This window comes from Stenotrophomonas sp. SPM, assembly GCF_003105135.1.
Classification (GTDB): domain Bacteria; phylum Pseudomonadota; class Gammaproteobacteria; order Xanthomonadales; family Xanthomonadaceae; genus Stenotrophomonas.
Map to the genome: position 1 here is coordinate 1 of NZ_QETL01000038.1, position 17,097 is coordinate 17,097.

At 68.1% G+C, this 17,097-nt stretch carries 12 protein-coding genes; 9 read left to right on the forward strand and 3 right to left on the reverse strand.

The window, feature by feature from the left end:
* Positions 1-335: 335 nt before the first annotated feature.
* Positions 336-2,054: a gamma-glutamyltransferase gene (gene ggt, locus DCO49_RS10225; protein WP_116863942.1), complete on the reverse strand. Its 1,719-nt coding sequence runs from the start codon at positions 2,052-2,054 to the stop codon at positions 336-338.
* 726 nt (positions 2,055-2,780) lie between these two features.
* Here ggt and ilvC point away from each other — a divergent pair.
* The 9 genes from ilvC to leuB all read left to right on the forward strand — a co-directional run bounded on the left by ilvC (position 2,781) and on the right by leuB (position 12,425).
* Positions 2,781-3,755: a ketol-acid reductoisomerase gene (gene ilvC / locus DCO49_RS10230; RefSeq protein WP_116863943.1), complete on the forward strand. Its 975-nt coding sequence runs from the start codon at positions 2,781-2,783 to the stop codon at positions 3,753-3,755.
* A 38-nt stretch (positions 3,756-3,793) separates the two neighbouring features.
* Positions 3,794-5,530 (forward strand): acetolactate synthase 2 catalytic subunit, encoded by a 1,737-nt coding sequence (gene ilvG / locus DCO49_RS10235; protein WP_116863944.1) that lies wholly within the window; start codon positions 3,794-3,796, stop codon positions 5,528-5,530.
* Positions 5,514-5,762, forward strand: coding sequence for an ACT domain-containing protein (locus DCO49_RS10240; protein ID WP_079223152.1), 249 nt, complete (start codon positions 5,514-5,516; stop codon positions 5,760-5,762). Before ilvG ends, DCO49_RS10240 begins: the two co-directional genes overlap by 17 nt.
* Positions 5,763-5,861: 99 nt before the next feature.
* Positions 5,862-6,953, forward strand: coding sequence for a threonine dehydratase (locus DCO49_RS10245; RefSeq protein WP_116863945.1), 1,092 nt, complete (start codon positions 5,862-5,864; stop codon positions 6,951-6,953).
* Positions 6,950-8,533: a 2-isopropylmalate synthase gene (locus tag DCO49_RS10250; RefSeq protein WP_116863946.1), complete on the forward strand. Its 1,584-nt coding sequence runs from the start codon at positions 6,950-6,952 to the stop codon at positions 8,531-8,533. Before DCO49_RS10245 ends, DCO49_RS10250 begins: the two co-directional genes overlap by 4 nt.
* Positions 8,534-8,543: 10 nt before the next feature.
* Positions 8,544-9,317, forward strand: a complete 774-nt coding sequence (locus tag DCO49_RS10255) for a class I SAM-dependent methyltransferase (RefSeq protein WP_116863947.1) — start codon at positions 8,544-8,546, stop codon at positions 9,315-9,317.
* Between the two features lie 60 nt (positions 9,318-9,377).
* On the forward strand, positions 9,378-10,796 hold the full coding sequence (gene leuC, locus DCO49_RS10260) for a 3-isopropylmalate dehydratase large subunit (protein WP_116863948.1): 1,419 nt from the start codon (positions 9,378-9,380) through the stop codon (positions 10,794-10,796).
* Positions 10,796-11,374 (forward strand): 3-isopropylmalate dehydratase small subunit, encoded by a 579-nt coding sequence (gene leuD, locus DCO49_RS10265; protein ID WP_006390726.1) that lies wholly within the window; start codon positions 10,796-10,798, stop codon positions 11,372-11,374. The genes leuC and leuD overlap by 1 nt, the downstream gene beginning before the upstream one ends.
* Complete coding sequence (gene leuB / locus DCO49_RS10270; protein WP_116863949.1) at positions 11,364-12,425, forward strand: 3-isopropylmalate dehydrogenase; 1,062 nt, start codon at positions 11,364-11,366, stop codon at positions 12,423-12,425. Before leuD ends, leuB begins: the two co-directional genes overlap by 11 nt.
* Positions 12,426-12,762: 337 nt before the next feature.
* Here the strand turns inward: leuB and DCO49_RS10275 are convergent, their stop codons facing one another.
* Complete coding sequence (locus DCO49_RS10275; RefSeq protein ID WP_116863950.1) at positions 12,763-15,924, reverse strand: efflux RND transporter permease subunit; 3,162 nt, start codon at positions 15,922-15,924, stop codon at positions 12,763-12,765.
* Between the two features lie 4 nt (positions 15,925-15,928).
* The gene (locus DCO49_RS10280) at positions 15,929-17,059 is read right to left on the reverse strand and encodes an efflux RND transporter periplasmic adaptor subunit (protein ID WP_116863951.1); all 1,131 of its coding nucleotides are present in this window, start codon (positions 17,057-17,059) and stop codon (positions 15,929-15,931) included.
* Between the last annotated feature and the right edge of the window lie 38 nt (positions 17,060-17,097).

Sequence of the window (17,097 nt, forward strand, 5' to 3'; positions counted from 1 at the left end):
GCGTGGAAGAGGTGTATCGGAAAACAAGAAGGGGCCGGAGCCGTTTTCCTGCGGAAAACGGATCCGACCCCACCCAAAGCGCGCGGCTGTGGCTGTCGCCTTTGCTCTTGCTCTTGCTCTTGCTCTTCTTCTTTCTTTTCCTGCGGTGATGGCCACGGAAACTGTCCGTGGCCGGGCGGGTGGGTAGGCCGCGGGCGGGAGCTGCATGGATGCGGCGAACGAGCCTACAGAGACGTATTCACGGCGTCCCCCAGACAACCCACCCGCCCGGCCAAGCCCAGCATCACTGATACCACCACCATCGCAGAGGGGGCTCAGCCCGTTGGCCGGGAAACTCAGTACCCCGCCGCCTGCCCATCCTTGCGGCTCTCGGAAGCACCGTAGTAAACCCCGCTCTCCGGATCACGCATGATCGCCTGGTAGCCACCATACGGGCCGTCGGCGAACACGATGCGATGCCCCTTGCGCATCAGCGCGCGCACGGTCTCGTACGGGAAGCCGGTTTCCAGGTTCACTTCACCGCCATCGCTCATCGCCGTCGCCTGGCCGGTCGGTTCGGTCGAGCCCTCGTGCTGGATGCGCGGTGCATCACCGGCTTCCTGCAGGTTCATGCCGAAGTCCACCAGGTTCATCACGATCTGCGCGTGGCCCTGCGGCTGCATCGCGCCGCCCATCACGCCGAAGCTGGCGTACGGCGTGCCGTCCTTGGTGATGAAGCCCGGGATGATGGTCTGGAATGGGCGCTTGCCCGGTGCGTAGCCGTTGGGATGGTTCTTCTGCAGCACGAACATCTCGCCGCGGTCCTGCAGGATGAAGCCCAGGCCCGGAGGAGCCATGCCGCTGCCCATGCCGCGGTAGTTGGACTGGATCAACGACACCATCATGCCGTCGGCGTCGGCCACGGTCATGTAGATCGTATCGCCCTCCTCCAGCTGCTTCGGCGTGCCCGGCTGCACTTCCTTCAGCGCCTTGTCCATCGAGATCAACGCGCGGCGCTGTGCGGCGTAGTCCTTGGAAATCAGCGTCTGCACCGGTGCCGGCTGGAAGGCCATGTCGGCGTAGAAGCGCGCGCGGTCGGCGAACGCCAGCTTCTTGGCTTCGACGAACAGGTGCACGTGCTCGGGCGAACCGAACGGGATCTTCGAGAAGTCGTAGCCTTCCAGCACGTTGAGGATCTGCAGCGCGGCGATGCCCTGGCTGTTCGGCGGCAGTTCCCACACGTCGTAGCCGCGGTAGTTGCTGCTGACCGGCTCGACCCACTCGCCGTGGTGGTCGGCCATGTCCTGGTAGCTCAGGTAGCCGCCGTTGGCCTTGAAGTAGTCGCCGATGGTGTGGGCGATGGCGCCCTTGTAGAAAGCATCCCGGCCGCCGTCGGCGATCTGCTGCAGGGTATTTGCCAGGTTCGGGTTCTTCCACATCTCGCCCTTGCGCGGGGCGTGGCCGTTGATCGTGAACTGTTCCTTGAAGCCGGGGTACTGCGACAGCTTGGGCACCGAGCGGTCCCAGTAATAGGCGATGACCTCGGCGACCGGATGGCCCTCGCGGGCATAACGGATGGCCGGGGCCAGGTTGTCGGCCATCGGCTTGCGGCCGAAGCGCTCGTGCAGGGCGAACCAACCGTCAACCGCGCCGGGCACCGAGACCGGCAGCGGACCGGTGGCCGGGATGTCCTTCAGGCCGCGGCGCTGGAACTCGGCCAGGGTCAGCGACTTCGGCGAGCGGCCCGAGCCGTTGTAGCCGTACAGCTTCTGGGTCTTGGGGTCCCAGACGATGGCGAACAGGTCGCCGCCCACGCCGTTGCCGGTCGGCTCCATCAGGCCGAGGGTGGCGTTTGCGGCGATGGCGGCGTCGACCGCCGAGCCGCCGGCCTTCATCACGTCCAGCGCGACCTGGGTGGCCAGCGGCTGCGAGGTGGCGGCCATGGCATGCGGGGCAATGACCTCAGAGCGGGTGGCGAAGGTGTGGCCGGTGATGCGGTCGGCGGCGGCGGCCAGGGTCGGCAGCGTAGCCAGCACGGCAGCGGCCAGCAGAGAACGGGCAAGGCGTCGGGACACGGTCGGATTCCGGGGAAAGGGTGGTCCCCCGATCTTCGCCGCTGCGGCCTTCACGCGGTATCGGGCAGAGGTCATGGAAGGCGGCGGCAATCCGCCGGGCAGGGCCCGGCGCTACCTGCACGGGATCCGGTAGCGCCGGGTCGTGCCCGGCGAGCGAAGCGGCGAAAGCCCCTCATTCCCGCGCAAAAAACCCGCTGAAAAGAGTGAATTCGGGTTCACCGAAACACTTTCTGCGGAAACCATCCTTGTGCCACAAGCGATTGCGCCGGATGCAGCGGAAACCAAAAAAATATCCGTTGCCAGGGTTGACACTGCCGAATCGCACATGTTTCTCTCGACAACATGTTGCACCACACCACGCCACTGCGAACCCACGTTGAAGCCGCCGACACCGGCGCCGCCTCGCTGCGTTCGATTCTCGTGCTCGTACTTATTACCCAGCCAACAGGTGCGGGACGAGCCAGCGTGTAAGCAACAGACACACCGGAACTCGACAAAAACCCGCACCCGCCCCGGTGCGGGTTTTTTCATTTCAAGACCTGGTTTCAGACGCAACCACCATGAACACCGCCAACTGCAAAACCCGGAGCTGCCACACCACGACGCCTCGTGGTGGCTGTGCCCGTGCGATGCGCGGCGCCTCCCCCACCGTTTTTCCCTGACCGGCCGGTACGTCGCTTCGACTGCCGGCCGTCTTTTTTCTTCCCACCCCAAGGAACCTCCCCCATGAGCACCAACGATCTGCCCCAGACCAAGATCGCCGTCATCGGCTACGGCAGCCAGGGCCGCGCCCACGCACTGAACCTGCGCGAATCCGGTTTCGACGTGGTGGTAGGCCTGCGCCCGGGCGGCCCGACAGAAGCCAAGGCCCAGGCGGACGGCTTCAACGTGGTGGCTCCGGCTGACGCCGTGAAGGACGCCGACCTGGTCGCCGTGCTGACCCCGGACATGGTGCAGAAGAAACTGTACAACGAGGTGCTGGCGCCGAACATGAAGCAGGGTGCCTGCCTGCTGTTCGCCCACGGCCTGAACGTGCATTACGGCATGATCGAGCCGCGCGCCGACCTGGACGTGGTGCTGGTCGCGCCGAAGGGCCCGGGCGCGCTGGTCCGTCGCGAATACGAAATCGGCCGCGGCGTGCCGTGCATCTGGGCCATCCACCAGGATGTCACCGGCAAGGCCGAACAGCATGCCAAGGCCTATGCGGCCGGCCTGGGCGGCGCCCGCGCCAACCTGATCCAGACCACCTTCAAGGAAGAAACCGAAACCGATCTGTTCGGTGAGCAGGCAGTGCTGTGCGGCGGCGCTTCGGCGCTGGTGCAGGCCGGCTTCGAAACGCTGGTGGAAGCCGGTTACCAGCCGGAAATCGCCTACTACGAAGTGCTGCACGAACTGAAGCTGATCGTCGACCTGTTCTACGAAGGCGGCATCTCGCGCATGCTGGAATTCGTCTCCGAGACCGCCCAGTACGGCGACTACGTCAGCGGCCCGCGCGTGATCGACGCCAGCACCAAGGAGCGCATGAAGGACGTCCTGAAGGACATCCAGGACGGCACCTTCACCAAGAACTGGGTAGCCGAGTACGAAGCGGGCCTGCCGAACTACAAGAAGTACAAGCAGGCCGACCTGGAGCACCCGATCGAGAAGGTGGGCAAGGAACTGCGCGCCAAGATGGTCTGGTTGCAAGGACAGGCCGCGTAAGCACGCGGCCACCCCCACCCGCTTTGCAAGGTTCCCCCATGAACTCTCCCACACACCGCAGCGCGCCGCCCAACGGCGCGCGCTGGCTGACCCAGGCGCTGGAGGCCGAGGGCGTCCGTACGCTGTTCGGCTATCCCGGCGGCACCATCATGCCGTTCTACGACGCGCTGGTGGATTCGTCGCTGAAGCACATCCTGGTGCGCCACGAGCAGGGTGCGGCACTGGCAGCCAATGGCTTCGCCCGCGCCAGCGGCCAGGTCGGCGTCTGCGTGGCCACCTCCGGCCCCGGCGCGTCGAACCTGGTCACCGGCATCGCCGATGCGATGCTGGATTCGGTGCCGATGGTCTGCATCACCGGCCAGGTCGCCACGCCGCTGCTGGGTACCGACGCCTTCCAGGAACTGGATGTGTTCGGCCTGACCCTGCCCATCGTCAAGCACAGCTGGCTGGTGCGCAGCGTCGATGACCTGCCGCGCGTGGTGGCCGACGCCTTCCGCATCGCGCGCGAGGGCCGCCCCGGGCCGGTGCTGATCGACCTGCCCAAGGACGTGCAGCTGGCCGATGCCAGCCACCTGCCGGCGCACATGCCGTCCAGCGTGGAACCGCCGGCCGCGGCCGCCGATGCGGCCATCGCCGAGGCCATCGCCGCACTGGCAGCGGCCGAGAAGCCGGTGATCTACGCCGGTGGTGGCATTGCCCTGGGCGAGGCCGTGCAGGACCTGCGCGACTTCGCCGAGGCCAGCGCCATCCCCACCGTGATGACCCTGCGTGGCCTGGGCGCGCTGCCCCCGCAGCACCCGCAGTCGCTGGGCATGCTGGGCATGCACGGCACCCGCGCCGCGAACATGGCGGTGCAGGAAAGCGACCTGCTGCTGGTGCTGGGTGCGCGCTTCGATGACCGTGCCACCGGCAAGCTGGCCGAGTTCGCTCCGTTCGCCCGCGTGGTCCACATCGACGCCGACGCCTACGAGATCTCCAAGCTGCGCAGCGCCGATGTCGCGGTGTCGGGCAATGTCAGCCACGCCATCCGCGCCCTGCGTGCGGCCTTCCCCTCCCCCCAGGCCCACCAGGACGCATGGCGCAAACGCTGTGCCCAGCACCGCGACCGCTTCGCCGCCCGCTACGACGCACCGGGCCAGCACATCTACGCCCCGGCGCTGCTGAAGCGGCTGAGCGAAGTGGCGCCGGCCGACACGGTCATCGCCTGCGATGTCGGCCAGCACCAGATGTGGGTGGCCCAGCACTGCCGCTTCAACCACCCGCGCAACCACCTGACCAGTGGCGCGCTGGGCACCATGGGCTTCGGCCTGCCGGCGGCGATGGGCGCGCAATTCGCCTGCCCCGACCGCACCGTGGTGCTGGTGTCCGGCGACGGCAGCTTCATGATGAACGTGCAGGAGCTGACCACCATCGCGCGTTGCCGCCTGCCGGTGAAGATCGTGCTGCTGGACAACAGTTCGCTGGGCATGGTGCGGCAGTGGCAGGAGCTGTTCTTCTCCGAGCGCTACAGCGAGATCGACCTGTCCGACAACCCGGACTTCGTGGCCCTGGCCAAGGTGTTCGGCATCGCTGCCACCCGCATCGACAACCGCGACGACGTAGAAGGCGGCCTGGCCGCGCTGCTGGCCGAACCGGGCCCCGCCCTGCTGCACGTGGCCATCGATGCACGCGCCAACGTGTGGCCGCTGGTGCCGCCCAACACTGCCAACAGCACCATGCTGGAAAGCAACCCCGCCCACGCCCGCCAGGAGACCCCCAATGCAATACCGGCTTGACCTGGTGCTGCACCCGGCCGAAGGTGCGCTGCTGCGCGTGATCGGCATGGCCGAGCGTCGCGGCTTCGCCCCGCGTGCGATCAGCGGCGCGCCGGTGGCCGCCGATGACGGTCGCTGGCACCTGCAGCTGGTGGTCGATGGCCAGCGGCCGCCGGAAACCCTGTGCCGGCAGATGGAAAAGATCTACGACTGCGTGTCGGTACAGCTGACGCCCGTGGAAGGAGCTGCATGATGAACACCCGTACCGTAGCGACCACGGTGCCGGCACGGAGGCGTCTTCTTCGTCGCCCGTGCCCGCACCCGGCGCATGCCGGCAACCCGCTGGTGGCCCATGCCGGCCGCTGATGCCAGCAAGGAAAGCGATGTCGGCGACGTAAGCGTCGCCGACGTACTGGCTGCGCAGGCCCGCCTGCGCCGCTTCCTGCCGCCCACCCCGCTGCACCATGCCGAACGCTTCGGCACCTGGCTGAAGCTGGAAAATCTGCAACGCACCGGTTCCTACAAGGTGCGCGGCGCATTGAACGCGCTGCTGGCCGGCCGCGAACGCGGTGATACCCGGCCGGTGATCTGCGCTTCGGCCGGCAACCACGCCCAGGGCGTGGCCTGGGCCGCCTACCGCCTGGACGTGCCGGTTATCACCGTGATGCCGCATGGCGCGCCGGCCACCAAGATCGCCGGTGTCGCCCACTGGGGCGCCACCGTTCGCCAGCACGGCAACAGCTACGACGAGGCCTTCGCCTTCGCTGTGGAACTGGCCGAGCGCCATGGCTACCGCTTCCTGTCCGCCTTCGACGATGCCGACGTGATCGCCGGCCAAGGCACGGTCGGCATCGAACTGGCACCGCACGCGCCGGACGTGGTGATCGTGCCGATCGGTGGCGGCGGCCTGGCCTCCGGCGTGGCGCTGGCCCTGAAATCGCAGGGCGTGCGCATCATCGGTGCGCAGGTCGAGGGCGTCGATTCGATGGCCCGCGCGATCCACGGCGATGTCAACGAGATCGCACCGGTGCCGTCGCTGGCCGACGGCGTGCGGGTGAAGGTGCCCGGCTACCTGACCCGCCGCCTGTGCGCCTCGCTGCTGGACGACGTGGTGATCGTGCGCGAAGCCGAACTGCGCGAGACCCTGGTCCGCCTGGCGCTGGAAGAACACATCATCGCCGAGGGCGCCGGCGCACTGGCCCTGGCCGCCGGCCGCCGCGTGGCTGGCCGCCGCAAGTGTGCGGTGGTGTCCGGCGGCAACATCGATGCCGGCGTGCTGGCCGGCCTGCTGACCGACATCCGCCCGCGGCCGCCGCGCAAACCGCGCCGGCGCCGCACTGAAACCCCGCGCTCGCCCAGCAAGGCCAGCGCCCCCGTCTCCCCCACCTCTTCCCCTTCCAACCTGCAAGCCGTCGCGCCCGCTGTCGAGGAGATTTCCCTGTGACCACCATCGAACGAATTACCACCCCGCGCATCCGCATCTTCGACACCACCCTGCGTGACGGCGAGCAGTCCCCCGGCTGCAGCATGAGCCCGCCGCAGAAGCTGGTGATGGCGCGTGCGCTGGACGAACTGGGCGTGGACATCATCGAGACCGGCTTCCCGGCCAGCTCGCAGTCCGACCGCGAAGCGATGGCCCTGATCGGCCGTGAGCTGCGCCGCCCGAGCCTGGCCCTGGCGGTGCTGTCGCGCTGCCTGCAGGCCGACATCGAAACCTCGGCACGCGCCCTGGAAGCAGCGGCCAACCCGCGCCTGCACTTGTTCCTGTCGACCAGCCCGCTGCACCGCGAGCACAAGCTGCGCATGACCCGCGAGCAGGTACTGGAGTCGGTACGCAAGCACGTCACCCTGGCCCGCACCTACGTCGACGACGTGGAGTTCTCGGCCGAGGATGCGACCCGCACCGAGCTGGACTACCTGATCGAAGTGGCCCGCGTGGCGATCGCTGCCGGCGCGACCACCGTCAACCTGCCCGACACCGTCGGCTTCACCACGCCGGAAGAAATCCGCGCGATGTTCCAGCAGGTCATCGCCGGCGTGGCCGATGTTCCGAACGCGGCCAACGTGATCTTCAGCGCGCACTGCCATAACGACCTGGGCCTGGCCGTGGCCAACTCGCTGGCCGCCGTCGAAGGTGGCGCACGCCAGGTCGAGTGCACCATCAACGGCATCGGCGAACGCGCCGGCAACTGCTCGCTGGAAGAAATCGCCATGGTGCTGAAGGTGCGCCAGGCCTTCTATGAGCAGGACACCGCGATCAACACCCCGCGCATCGTGGGCACCTCGCAGCTGCTGCAGCGCCTGGTCGGCATGCCGGTCCAGCGCAACAAGGCCATCGTCGGCGCCAATGCGTTCGCCCATGAATCGGGCATCCACCAGCACGGCATGCTGCGCCACCGCGGCACCTATGAAATCATGCGTCCGGAAGACGTCGGCTGGGAAGATTCGCAGATGGTGCTGGGCCGCCACAGTGGCCGCGCTGCGGTCGAATCGCGCCTGCGTGCGCTGGGCTTCTGGCTGGAAGAGGACGAACTGAAGCTGGTCTTCGAACAGTTCAAGGCGATGTGCGAGCAGCAGCGCGTGGTCACCGACGCCGACCTGCAGACCTTGATGCAGGGCGGCGCCAACAACCAGGGCTACCGCCTGGCCTCGATGACCATCAGCGACGTCGGCAGCCGCGCCAATGCGCTGGTCGAACTGTCCGACCCGGAAGGCAACCGCGTGGCCGAAACCGCGCAGGGCGATGGCCCGGTCGATGCCCTGTTCGGCGCACTGTCCTCGGCCACCGGCGTGCAGCTGCAGCTGGACAGCTACCAGGTGCACAGCGTCGGCATCGGTGCCGACGCGCGCGGCGAAGCCAACCTGAGCGTGCGCCACGAAGGCGTGGAGTACGACGGCACCGGCACCAGCAAGGACATCATCGAAGCCTCCGCGCTGGCCTGGCTGGACGTGGCCAACCGCCTGCTGCGCCAGCGCCAGGCCGCCGCCAGCAACACTGAAACCCCGACCGCCGCCACTGCCTGAGGAAACCGACATGAGCGCCTTCGACACCGCCACCACGGCCGCCGGCCAGCAGTGGAACGCCCAGGACTATGCGATCGATGCCGGTTTCGTGCCGCTGCTCGGCGGTGCGGTGTCGCGCCTGCTCGACCCGCGCACCGGTGAACGCATCCTCGACCTGGGTTGTGGCGATGGCGTACTCAGCACCGAACTGGCCCTGAGCGGCGCACGCATCCACGGCGTGGACGCCTCGCCGGAACTGGTCAATGCCGCCCGCGCGCGCGGCGTCGATGCGCAGGTGATGGATGGCCACGCGCTGACCTTCAACGCCGAGTTCGATGCGGTGTTCAGCAATGCCGCACTGCACTGGATGGGCAACCCGGACCGCGTGCTGGAGGGCGTGCGTCGTGCCCTGCGTCCCGGCGGCCGTTTCGTCGCCGAGTTCGGCGGCCATGGCAACGTGGCCACCATCATCGCCGCGGTGCAGGCCGCACGCGTGGCCCATGGCCATGGCGCCAGCGCGTTCCAGTGGTACTTCCCCACCGCCGATGCCTACGCCGACCGCCTGCGCCAGCACGGCTTCCAGGTGCAGCTGATCGAAACCACGCCGCGCCCGACCGCGCTGCCGACCGGCGTGGCCGGCTGGCTGCGGGTGTTCGCCGCGCCGCTGCTGGACGATCTGGCGGCCGCGGCCCGCGCCACCGTGCGCGACGCCGCCGTGGCCCTGCTGGACGACCTGCCGCGTGACGCAGCCGGCCAGCCGCTGGCCGACTACGTGCGCCTGCGCGTGCTCGCCCGTCGCCGCTGACTTGACCGTCCCGCTTTCTTTATTGATGTTCGCTCTCTCGTACTTCTGCCAGGCATACGCATGACTTCCGCACCCCGCACCCTGTACGACAAACTGTGGGACGCCCACGTGGTGGTTCCCGAATCCGACAGCGCCCCCGCCGTGCTGTACATCGACCTGCACCTGATACACGAGGTGACCTCGCCGCAGGCGTTCACCGAGCTGCGTTCGCGTGGCCTGGCGCCGCGCCGCCCGGATCGCACCAAGGCGACGATGGACCACTCCACCCCGACCCTGCCGGCCGGTGCCGACGGCAAGCTGCCGTACGCCAGCGCCGCCTCCGAAGCGCAGGTCGCCACCCTGGCGCGCAACTGCGCCGAGTACGGCATCGAGCTGTTCGACATGGCCTCGGACAACCGCGGCATCGTCCACGTCATCGCCCCGGAGCAGGGTTTCACCCAGCCCGGCATGACCATCGTCTGCGGCGACAGCCACACCTCCACCCACGGCGCGTTCGGTTCGCTGGCCTTCGGCATCGGCACCAGCGAAGTCGGCCACGTGCTGGCCACGCAGTGCCTGCTGCAGCGGAAGGCCAGGACCTTCGCCATCACCGTCGACGGCCCGCTGGCGCCGGGCGTCGGTGCCAAGGACGTGGTCCTGCACATCATCGGCGTGATCGGCGTCAACGGTGGCACCGGCCACGTCATCGAGTTCCGTGGCAGCACCATCGAAGCGATGGACATGGAACAGCGCATGACCCTGTGCAACATGTCGATCGAAGCAGGTGCGCGTGCCGGCATGGTCGCCCCCGACCAGGTCACCTTCGACTTCGTGGCCAACACTCCGCGCGGCCCCAAAGGCGCCGACTTCGACGCCGCCGTGGCGCGCTGGCAGCAGCTGCGCAGCGATGAAGGCGCACGCTTCGACAGCGAAGTGCGCATCGACGCCGCCGACATCCGCCCAACCCTGACCTGGGGCACCCACCCGGGCACCGCCATCGCCGTGGACACGCCGATTCCGGCTGCCAACGATGCCGCCGCGCAGAAGGGCCTGGACTACATGCACTTCCAGGCGGGCAAGGCGCTGGCCGGCACCCCAGTGGACGTGGTGTTCGTCGGCTCGTGCACCAACGGCCGCCTGAGCGACATGCGCGAAGTGGCGCAGGTACTGCGTGGCCGCCACGTCGCCAACGGCGTGCGCATGCTGGTGGTACCGGGCTCGGAAATCGTCAAGCGCCAGGCAGAGGCCGAAGGCATCCACGAAATCGTGCGTGCGGCCGGTGCCGAATGGCGCGAGCCGGGCTGCTCGATGTGCATCGCCATGAACGGTGACCTGGTCGCCCCAGGCCAGCTGGCCGTGAGCACCAGCAACCGCAACTTCGAGGGCCGCCAGGGCCCCGGTTCGCGCACCCTGCTGGCCTCGCCGATGAGCGCGGCGTGGGCAGCGGTGAAGGGCCAGGTGGCCGACACCCGCGAACTGTTCGCACAGGAGGTGGCGTGATGGCCGGTTTCCGTACCCTGACCTCGTCCAGCGTGGTGCTGGCGCAGACCAACATCGACACCGACCAGATCATTCCGGCGCGGTTCCTGTCCACCACCGAACGCGCCGGCCTGGGCCGCAACGCCTTCAACGACTGGCGCTGGCAGGCCGACGGCTCGCCAGTGGCCGACTTCGCCTTCAACCAGCCGCACAACGCCGGCCGCAGCATCCTGCTGGCCGGCCGCAACTTCGGCTGCGGTTCCTCGCGCGAGCATGCGCCGTGGGCGCTGACCGACCTGGGCCTGCGTGCCATCGTCAGCAGCGAGATCGCCGACATCTTCCGCGGCAACTCGCTGAAGAACGGCCTGCTGCCGATCGTGCTGGACGAGGCCGACGTGCAGGCCCTGATGCAGCGCCCGGACGACGAGCTGACCATCGACGTCGCCGCGCGCGAGCTGCGCACGCCCGACGGCCGCGTCTATTCCTTCCCGCTGGATGGCTTCTCGCAGACCTGCCTGCTGGAAGGTGTCGACCAGTTGGGGTATCTGTTGGGCCGTGTCCCTGAAATCGAACGTTACGAGAGTGAGCATGCACGCTGAAATTGTTGTCCTGCCCGGTGATGGCATCGGCCCGGAAGTTGCCGCTGCCGCAGTGGCCGTCCTGAAGGCCGTCGCCGAACGCTTCAACCACAGCTTCACCTTCAGCGAGCACGACATCGGTGGCATCGCCATCGACCGCCATGGCGAGCCGCTGCCGGCCGCCACCCTCACCGCCTGCCGGGCCGCCAACGCGGTGCTGCTGGGCGCCGTGGGTGGCCCGAAGTGGTCCGACCCCAACGCCAAGGTGCGCCCGGAACAGGGCCTGCTGGCGATCCGCAAGGCGCTGGGCCTGTACGCCAACCTGCGCCCCGTGCGCACCCATGAAGCCGCGCTGCACGCCTCGCCGATCAAGGCCGAGCTGCTGCAGGGCGTGGACTTCGTGGTGGTGCGCGAACTGACCGGCGGCATCTACTTCGGCGACAAGACCCGCGACGCCGACAGCGCCAGCGACCTGTGCCGCTACACCGTGGCCGAGATCGAACGCGTGCTGCGCAGCGCTTTCCGCCTGGCCCAGCAGCGCCGTGGCAAGGTCACTTCGGTGGACAAGGCCAACGTGCTGGAAACCTCGCGCCTGTGGCGCGACGTGGCCGCGCGCATCGGCCGCGAGGAATTCCCGGACGTGGCGCTGGAACACCAGCTGGTCGATTCGATGGCCATGCACCTGCTGGCCAAGCCGCGCGAGTACGACGTGATCGTCACCGAGAACATGTTCGGCGACATCCTCACCGATGAAGCCTCGATGCTGGCGGGTTCGCTGGGCCTGCTGCCGTCGGCCTCGCTGGGCGAGCCGGGCGCGGTGGGCATCTACGAGCCGATCCATGGCTCGGCCCCGGACATCGCCGGCAAGGGCATCGCCAATCCCTACGCAACGATCTTCAGCGCCGCCATGCTGCTGCGCCATTCGCTGGGCCTGGAGGCCGAAGCCGCTGCGGTGGAAGCCGCCGTGCATGCGGTACTGGATGACGGCGTGTTCACCGCCGACCTTGCGGCCAAGGGGCAGGCGGTCAGCACCGCTGCTGCCACCGACGCGGTGCTGGCCAAGCTGCGCTGACCCATCGGGCAACGCCTGTAGAGTCGAGCCATGCTCGACTCATCCCATCATCGCGCGAAGAGCAGCCGAGCATGGCTCGGCTCTACATAAAGCAGATCCCGCGAGCAGATCAATCCGGGCCATGCCTGGCGGTAGATCCACGCCATGCGTGGATGCTTCTGTAGAGCCGAGCCATGCTCGACTCATCCCATCATCGCGCGAAGAGCAGCCGAGCATGGCTCGGCTCTACATAAAGCAGATCCCGCGAGCAGAACAATCCGGGCCATGCGTGGATGCAAGCCGCAGTGCCAACCAAGGTTGGCACCTACCAGAGGCGGTAGCCGTAGAATCCGGGGCGTTATGCCCCGGATTCGCCCGGCTTGACCCGGAACCACGCCGCATACAGCGCCGGCAGGAACACCAGGGTCAGCACGGTGCCGACGATCAGGCCGCCCATGATCGAGATCGCCATCGAGCCGTAGAACGCGCTGCGCGACAGCGGGATCATCGCCAGCACCGCGGCCAGCGCGGTCAGCACGATCGGGCGGAAGCGACGCACGGTGGCGTCGATGATGGCGTGCCAGCGGTCGTGCCCGGCGTCGATGTCCTGCTGGATCTGGTCGATCAAGATCACCGAGTTGCGCATGATCATGCCGGCCAGCGCGATGGTGCCCAGCAAGGCTACGAAGCCGAACGGTGCGCGGAACAGCAGCAGGAACAGCGTGGCGCCGATGATGCCCAGCGGCGCGGTCACCAGCACCATCGCCGCCCGCGAGAAGCTGCGCAGCTGCAGCATCAGCAGGGTCGCCACCACGATCAGGAACAGCGGCATGCCGGCCTTGATCGAATCCTGGCCACGCGCCGAATCCTCCACCGTGCCGCCGGTTTCCAGCAGGTAACCGCTGGGCAGCTGCGCACGGATGCCATCCAGCGTCGGCAGGAGCTGCTGCACCACGTCCAGCGGCTGCATGCCATCACCGATGTCGGCACGCACGGTCACCGTCGGCAGGCGGTTGCGGTGCCAGATGATGCCGTCCTCGAAGCCATATTCCATCGTCGCCACTTGCGACAGCGTGATGCTGCCACCGTTGGCGGTGGGCATGGCCAGGCTGGACAGCAGCTCCAGCTGGTCACGCTCGTCGGCCGGGCCACGCAGCAGCATCTCGATCTGGCGGTTGCCTTCGCGGTACACGCTCACCGATTGCCCGGCCAGCGAACTGGCCAGGAACTGGCTGACCTGCGCACTACTCACGCCCAGCGCGCGCGCACGTTCCTGGTCGATCACCAGGCGCACCACCTTGCTCGGTTCGCTCCAGTCCAGGTTGACGTTGATGACGTGCGGGTTCTCACGCACCTTGGCCTCGATCTGGCGCGCGATGGCCTGCACCTGCTCGACGTGCTCGCCGGACACGCGCATCTGCACCGGGTAGCCCACAGGTGGGCCGTTTTCCAGGCGGGTCACGCGCATCTGCACGTCGGGGAACTGCGGGATGACGTCCTTCATCAGCCAGGTGCGCACGGTTTCGCGGGCGTGGGTGTCCTTGGCCAGCACCACGAACTGGGCGAAGTTGGTCGCCGGCAGCTGCTGGTCCAGCGGCAGGTAGAAGCGCGGCGAACCGGTGCCCACGTAGGACACGTAGTTGGCGATGTCCTCACGGCCGTGCAGCAGCTTTTCCAGCTTCTCGGCCTGGGCCTGGGTCGAGCGCAGCGAGGCGCCCTCGGCCAGTTCGATGTCGACCATCAGTTCCGGCCGGGTTGAATCGGGGAAGAACTGCTGCGGCACGAAGCGGAACATCATCAGCGAGAACACGAACAGGCCGATGGTCGCGGCGATCACCCACCAGCGATGGCGCAGGCAGGCATCCAGGAAGCGGCGGAAGCGCTGGTAGAACGGCCGCTGGTACGGGTCGTGATCGTGACCGTGCTGGGCCGGGGCGATCAGGTTGGCCAGCGCCGGGAAGCGGTCGGCCCACTGCCGGCGCCGGGCCAGCCAGCGCGCGGACAGGCTGCCGGGCTTCGGCGGCTGCGGATTGAACAGGTCCGGCAGCATCTTGTCGCCCAGGTACGGGATGAACAGCACCGCTGCAATCCAGGACACCACCAGCGCGATGGTCACCACCTGGAACAGCGAACGCGTGTACTCGCCCGTGCTCGACGCGGCAGTGGCGATCGGCAGGAAGCCGGCCGCGGTGATCAGCGTACCGGTCAGCATCGGGAACGCGGTCGATTCCCAGGCGAAGCTGGCCGCGCGCAGGCGGTCGTAGCCCTGCTCCATCTTGGTGGCCATCATCTCCACCGCGATGATCGCATCGTCTACCAGCAGGCCCAGCGCCAGCACCAGCGCGCCCAGCGAGATCTTGTGCAGGCCGATGCCGAAGTAATGCATGACGAAGAAGGTCATTGCCAGCACCAGCGGAATGGTCACACCCACCACCAGGCCGGTGCGCAGGCCCAGCGAGAAGAAGCTGACCAGCAGCACGATCACTACCGCTTCGGTCAGCACCTGCACGAACTCGCCGACGGATTCTTCCACCGCCTGCGGCTGGTCGGAGACCTTGCGCAGCTGCATGCCGGTCGGCAGGGTCTTCTGCAGGCGCTCGAACTCTGCATCCAGGTTCGCACCCAGCTTGAGGATGTCGCCGCCGTCCTTCATGGCCACGGCCAGGCCGATGGCCTCTTCGCCCATGAAGCGCATCTTCGGCGAGGCCGGATCGGCGAAGCCGCGCTTGACCTCGGCGATGTCGCCCAGGTGCACGGTGCGCTCACCGGCACGTACCGGGAACTGACGGATCGCCTCGATGCTGTCGAACTGGCCGGTCACGCGCAGCTGCACGCGGTCGGTCGGCGTTTCGAAGAAGCTGGTGCCGGCGATCGCGTTCTGGTCGGCCAGCGCCTGCTGCACCTGCTGCATCGACAGGCCCAGCGTGGCCAGGCGGGTGTTGGACAGCTCGATCCACACTTTCTCGTCCTGCAGGCCGACCAGATCGATCTTGCCGACGTCGGGCACGCGCTGCAGTTCCAGCTGGATGCGGTCAGCGTAGTCACGCATCACCGCATAGTCGAAGCCCTTGCCGGTGAGCGCGTAGATATTGCCGTAGGTATCGCCGAACTCATCGTTGTAGAACGGGCCGACGATTTCGCGCGGCAACGTCGCGCGGATGTCGCCCACGCGCTTGCGCACCTGGTACCACAGGTCCGGAATCTGCCTGGAACGCAGGCTGTCGCGGGCCATGAAGATCACCTGCGATTCGCCCGGGCGCGAGTACGAGCGGATGAACTCGTATTCGCCGGTGTTCATCAGCGCCTTCTCGATCGGCTCGGTCACCTGCCGCGACACCTGCTCGGCGGTGGCGCCAGGCCACTGCGTGCGGATCACCATCGCCTTGAAGGTGAACGGCGGATCCTCGGACTGGCCAAGGTGCTTGTACGACCACGCGCCGATCACTGCGAAGGCGAGCATGGCGAACAGCACCAGCGGACGATTGGCCAGCGCCCACTCGGAAAGATTGAAGCGGCGCACCGGCTTACTCCTTGGCCTTCGGCGCGGCGGCCGGCGTGGCCGGCTTCAGCACCGGGCGGTTCTGCCGGTCCACGGCGGTCACCGGCTGGCCGGCGCGCAGCAGATGGCCACCCGCGGCCACCACCCAATCGCCGGCAGCGACGCCGGACAGCACCGGCACGCTGTCGCTGCCATAGGCACCGGTGGTGACGGTCACTTCCTTCAGCGTGCTGTTGGCCGGATCCACCACCCAGACACTGGAGGCGCCGTTGGCACCGCGCTGCAGGGCAGCCAGCGGCAGCTGCAGGGTGCCGTTGCGCCCGGCGCTGCTGAACACCCGCGCGCTCTGCCCCAGCTCGACATCGGCCAGCGCTTCGGCAGCCAGGCTGACGCGGGTGGCGTAGGTGCGCGCCTGCGGGTCGGCCGCAGCGGCGATCTCGCGGATAGTGCCCGGCAGGCGCTGGCCCGGCCGGTTCCACAGTTCCACCTGTACCGGCTGGCCCACCGCGTAATCGCGGAAGGTTGCTTCGGGCAGGTCTATCAGCACTTCGCGGGCGCCATCGGCGGCCAGGTTGAAGATGGTCTGGCCGGCCGACACCACCTGCCCGGCCTCGGCCTCGCGGCTGGCGATCACGCCGTCGGCCGGCGCGCGCAGCTGGGCATAGCCGGCCTGGTTGCGCAGCACGTCGAGGTTGGCGCGGGCTGCGTTGGCCTGGCCCTGTGCGGCCTTGAAGGCGGCACTCTGCTGGTCCAGCTGCGAACGGCTGACCAGCTGCTGGTCGGCCAGCACCTGGTAGCGCTTGAGGTCATCGCGGGCACGCGCCAGGTCGGCCTCGGCCGCCGCCAGCTGTGCCTGCGAGGCGCGCGCCTGCAGGGCGAAGTCGGCCACGTCCAGCTCGGCCAGCACGTCGCCCTTCTTTACCCGCTGGCCGGCGTCCACATGCCGCTTGACCAGGTTGCCGCCCACGCGGAACGACAGCGGACTTTCCTGGCGGGCCCGGATGGTGCCCGGGAACGACGCCGCGCCCTGCCCGGCCTGCTCGCCCGGATGCACCACCAGCACCGGCACCGCCGTCTGCGGCGCCTGCTCCGGCCCCGAACAGGCGGCCAGCGCCACCACCCACACCCAACTGCCCAGCCAGCGCACGCTCTTCATCGGTCAACGTCCTGAAAACACAGGGTTCAAACGCGGGG

What these genes read in the sequence shown, in the direction of transcription:
- ilvG (WP_116863944.1), top strand. Translation starts at nt 3,794, where the DNA reads ATGAACTCTCCCACACACCGCAGCGCGCCGCCCAACGGCGCGCGCTGG.
- ilvC (WP_116863943.1), top strand. Translation starts at nt 2,781, where the DNA reads ATGAGCACCAACGATCTGCCCCAGACCAAGATCGCCGTCATCGGCTAC.
- DCO49_RS10245 (WP_116863945.1), top strand. Translation starts at nt 5,862, where the DNA reads ATGCCGGCCGCTGATGCCAGCAAGGAAAGCGATGTCGGCGACGTAAGC.
- DCO49_RS10240 (WP_079223152.1), top strand. Translation starts at nt 5,514, where the DNA reads ATGCAATACCGGCTTGACCTGGTGCTGCACCCGGCCGAAGGTGCGCTG.
- leuB (WP_116863949.1), top strand. Translation starts at nt 11,364, where the DNA reads ATGCACGCTGAAATTGTTGTCCTGCCCGGTGATGGCATCGGCCCGGAA.
- DCO49_RS10255 (WP_116863947.1), top strand. Translation starts at nt 8,544, where the DNA reads ATGAGCGCCTTCGACACCGCCACCACGGCCGCCGGCCAGCAGTGGAAC.
- leuD (WP_006390726.1), top strand. Translation starts at nt 10,796, where the DNA reads ATGGCCGGTTTCCGTACCCTGACCTCGTCCAGCGTGGTGCTGGCGCAG.
- leuC (WP_116863948.1), top strand. Translation starts at nt 9,378, where the DNA reads ATGACTTCCGCACCCCGCACCCTGTACGACAAACTGTGGGACGCCCAC.
- DCO49_RS10280 (WP_116863951.1), bottom strand. Translation starts at nt 17,059, where the DNA reads ATGAAGAGCGTGCGCTGGCTGGGCAGTTGGGTGTGGGTGGTGGCGCTG.